Genomic DNA, 3,692 nt, shown 5'->3' with positions numbered 1-3,692 from the left:
CGCTCGCGCGCCACGGCGGCGGGATCGAAAGTCAGCTCGCTGGCGGTTTCGCGCATGATCATCAGCGCGGTATCGAGCAATTTCGGATCGGCGCGCGGCAGATCGAGCAGGTAGAGCGTGTGTTCGAAGCTGGTCTGCGCGTTGGTATCTGCGCCGAACGCGAGGCCTTCGCGCTCCAGCAGCTTGACCATCTCGCCCTCGGGCACATGGGCCGATCCGTTGAAGGCCATATGCTCGACAAAATGGGCAAAACCGCGCTCATTATCCCCCTCATCGAGCGATCCCGCAGCGATATTCATGCGCACCAGCGCGGTGCCGGGCGGGGTGGCATTGCGGCGCAGGACGAAACGCATGCCATTGGCGAGACGGCCGAAGCGAAACGCCGGATCGACCGGCAGATCGCTTTTCTGGAAGGCCCAATCGGGCTTGGCCGCGCTGGCACTCGCGAGCCGGGCGGGCTGCGCGGCGCAGGCGGCAAGCGTAAGGGCGGCGAGAAGGGCGGTCAAGCGGCGCAGGATCATTGCTGCCGTCTCTGGCGGCTGGCGGATGAATGCGCAATGCGGGCGTTAGGGAAGGGGGCGCGAAAATCAGCGCTAGTAAAGCTCGTCCTTGTAGACCTGATCCAGCACCTGTTCGGTGTGGGCCACATCGTCGGTGCCGAGCAGCTTCTGTTTGGCATAGCCGCGCGCGGCGATGGATTTTGCCTCGCCGGTCCATTTCTCCGGTTGCCAGAGGTGCGAGCGGATGAGCGCCTTGCCGCAGTGGAAATGGCATTCGGTGGGGCGCACGCGGGTGTAGAGCAGGGCAGGCTTGCCGCCGACCTGCATCGCCTCCAGCGTTTCGGGGTCGTTGTGGATCGTGGCCAGCCCCTTGATGCGCAGCGTTTCGCGCTGGTGCGGGGCAAGGAAGATCAGCCCGATCTGGCCACCTCGCAGGATATTGCGGAAGCCGAAGGTCAGCCGGTTGCCGGGGCGCTCGGGGATCAGCAGGTGGCCCTGTTCGTCGACGCGGACGAAGCCGGCGGGATCACCCTTGGGCGAAATGTCGGGGCGGCCCTGCGCATCGATGGTGGCGATCATGGCGAGCGGCGAGGACTGGATGAATTCGCGCATCGAGTCCGACAGGGTCTCGGTGATCTTGGCGCGGACGAACTCCATCGGCTCGCCAAGCACGGCCTCGAGCGCGGCTTCGTCGGTGATCTGGTGGGTGGCGGGCATGGGGCGGTCCTCCTTTTGGCGGCGATCATGCTATGCGGGTGTGCTGTGCGCAACCGTTGCCGCAACTTGGAGTAGGGCGGTGAAGCGGCACCGAAAGGTTTGCCTCCGGCGGGCAAGGGCCATCGCCCTTGCATCCCGGAATTTGGTGCGCCGCTTAGCGCAGCAGTTCGCTCACCAGCGAAGGCTGCCTCGCGATCATGGCAAGCAACACCTGCGCGGGGCCGGTGGGATGCCGGCGGCCATGCTCCCAGCCCAGCAGCGTGCCCTTGGCAACGCCAATGCTGCGCGCGAAGGCTGCTTGTGACAGGCCAGTGCTGGCGCGGATCGCGGCAACATCGACCTTAGGCACTTCAATAGCGGGCACTTCGATCCGGTGGACGACCGCGCCGTTCTCCCAGCCTTCCGCAAAAGCCATAGCCTCGGCCAGACCCTGCTTGATGCTGTCAAATGCGCTCATGATCGGTCTCCATACTGTGCCAGCAAGGCCTTGCCGAGGGCAACCAACTCCGCCTGCTCCGCCCTGCTTAAATTGTCTTTCTCGTTCTTCGCAAAAACGGTGACGAGAAAGATCGGCATTGCCGCGCCTCCGAACACATGAACAGTTCGATAGCCGCCGCTCTTGCCACTGCCCTTGCGAGCGATACGAACCTTGCGCAAACCACCACCGAGCAAAACGCCTGCCTCCGGGTTGGCAGCGATAAAATCCACCAGCGCGGCGCGCTCTTCATCAGACATGATCGCCTTGGCCCGTCGCAGAAACTCGGGAAGTTCCACCACGGTCTGCAAGCTGGTTATGGGAGGCATATATACGCCATTGGCTTATAGGTCAATGACACATCTGCGGAGCCATTTTCACGCTGCCATCGCGGCGCACCAATTTCTTGGAAGAAACAGCCTCCGGCGGGCAAGGGCCATCGCCCTTGCATCCCGGGGACAGGATTGGCGGTGTCAATTGTGTGCACTGTCACCGAGTTTACACCCAATTGTGTGCACTGTCACCGATTTTACACCAGGACTGGATGAACTCGCGCATGGAATCCGACAAGGTCTCAGTGATCTTGGCGCGGACGTACTCCATCGGCTCGCCAAGCACGGCTTCGAGCCCGGCTTCGTCGGTGATCTGGTGGATGGTGGGCATGGTGCGGTCCTCCTCTTGGCGGCGATGATGCTATGCGGTCGTGTTGTGCGCAAACAATCTCGTAATCTGAAGAAGGGCGGTAACGCGGCGAAGGATCATCGCTAGGGCTTTTGGCGGCTTGTGGATGAATGCCTAATGGTTGCCTTACGGAAGGCGGGGTGATGGTAGAAACTCTGACGGCGTTTTGCGCGCGGCTGTTTGGTGCGCTTTCACTGTAAATCAAGATCATTATCTCTATTGAGCAGGCGCGCCCGGGCTCCTGCAAACTCTTTTTCCGTAACGACGCCATCCTCACGAAGCTGATTCCACTTCGCAAGTTCATCTGCAATTGAATATGTCGAGAGGCCGTGCCTGCCGACAATTGGAGAACCGCTCGCCGGTTCTTTAATTGAAGAAACTCCAACGCGAACAATATTTATGAACTTACCGGTAACAACACCACTTTTATAGGCAGCGTTTGATGCCATTCGACTCCAAGGGATGTTTAAAATTACGAAGAGAATAAGACTAAAACCCCCAAAAAAAATGGATAAATTCTGCCTTTGTTCATATTCATAATTTTTCGCACGGAACATATTTGACTGCTGAGTTTGTTCCTCCAAAGCCTTTATTTCTCCACCTAGATCATTACCCCAGTTCTGAGAATATTCGGTAGGCGGTTCAGGCTCATTTAATTTCTGGTTAAGAGAGATTGCGGTCCCAAATAGAACGACTGCAGCCACAATAAAAAAAAGACGCAGAATTTTGATCATTATGGTCTTTCCGTAAAAACTACATCCATTCGTGCGCACCTAGCTATATTCGTATAACGATGAGCCGTACAGTCATCTCAGTTCGAATTATGGTGACAGTGGAATTATGGTGACAGTGCGCTTAATTTGCGAGTTTTTGCAAAACAATGACATTCAAATAGTACTCCTTGCAAACCCGCCCCGCCTTCACCTCACCACCGGCAAATCAATATAGCTCCCATCACTCCCGCCCACGCTGATCTTCTGCGTCGCTTTCACATAATCCCCCGGCTTGGCGTCCAAAATCGAAGGCACGAAAGTCTGCGGGTTGCGGTCGTAGAGGGGGAACCAGCTGGACTGGACTTGCACCATGATGCGGTGGCCGGGCAGGAACACGTGGTTCGCGGTCGGTAGCGCGAAGGTGTAGGGCAGGGCCGCGCCCGCCGTGATGGGCCGCGCTTCGGCGAGGTTTTCGCGGAAGCGGCCGCGGAAGATGTCCATGCCGACGGCGAGTTGATAGCCTCCCATCTCGCGGTCGCCGGGGACTTCGTCGGGATAGACGTCGATCAGCTTGACCACCCAGTCGCTGTCGGTGCCGCTGGTGGC

The 3,692-nt window shown here is 58.7% G+C and carries 7 protein-coding genes; all 7 read right to left on the bottom strand.

Going from position 1 to position 3,692, the window contains the following annotated elements:
* A partial coding sequence (locus Q0O40_RS15610; RefSeq protein ID WP_295532010.1) for an insulinase family protein occupies nucleotides 1-521 on the bottom strand: 521 nt, incomplete at its 3' end.
* A 72-nt stretch (nucleotides 522-593) separates the two neighbouring features.
* Nucleotides 594-1,217, bottom strand: coding sequence for an MSMEG_1061 family FMN-dependent PPOX-type flavoprotein (locus Q0O40_RS15605; RefSeq protein WP_295532007.1), 624 nt, complete (start codon nucleotides 1,215-1,217; stop codon nucleotides 594-596).
* A gap of 154 nt (nucleotides 1,218-1,371) precedes the next feature.
* The gene (locus Q0O40_RS15600) at nucleotides 1,372-1,674 is read right to left on the bottom strand and encodes a helix-turn-helix domain-containing protein (RefSeq protein ID WP_295532004.1); all 303 of its coding nucleotides are present in this window, start codon (nucleotides 1,672-1,674) and stop codon (nucleotides 1,372-1,374) included.
* Nucleotides 1,671-1,994: a type II toxin-antitoxin system RelE/ParE family toxin gene (locus Q0O40_RS15595; RefSeq protein ID WP_295532001.1), complete on the bottom strand. Its 324-nt coding sequence runs from the start codon at nucleotides 1,992-1,994 to the stop codon at nucleotides 1,671-1,673. The genes Q0O40_RS15600 and Q0O40_RS15595 overlap by 4 nt, the downstream gene beginning before the upstream one ends.
* Before the next feature lie 196 nt (nucleotides 1,995-2,190).
* Nucleotides 2,191-2,355 (bottom strand): hypothetical protein, encoded by a 165-nt coding sequence (locus Q0O40_RS15590; protein ID WP_295531998.1) that lies wholly within the window; start codon nucleotides 2,353-2,355, stop codon nucleotides 2,191-2,193.
* Nucleotides 2,356-2,564: 209 nt separating this feature from the next.
* Entirely contained in the window at nucleotides 2,565-3,107 is a 543-nt protein-coding gene (locus Q0O40_RS15585) for an SHOCT domain-containing protein (RefSeq protein ID WP_295531995.1), read from the bottom strand.
* Between the two features lie 186 nt (nucleotides 3,108-3,293).
* Nucleotides 3,294-3,692 (bottom strand): CocE/NonD family hydrolase C-terminal non-catalytic domain-containing protein (locus Q0O40_RS15580; protein ID WP_295531992.1); only part of this gene is annotated, 399 nt, incomplete at its 5' end.

This window comes from Novosphingobium sp. Chol11 (assembly GCF_945870625.1).
GTDB lineage: Bacteria > Pseudomonadota > Alphaproteobacteria > Sphingomonadales > Sphingomonadaceae > Novosphingobium.
This window is presented reverse-complemented; position numbering and strand designations above follow the sequence as displayed.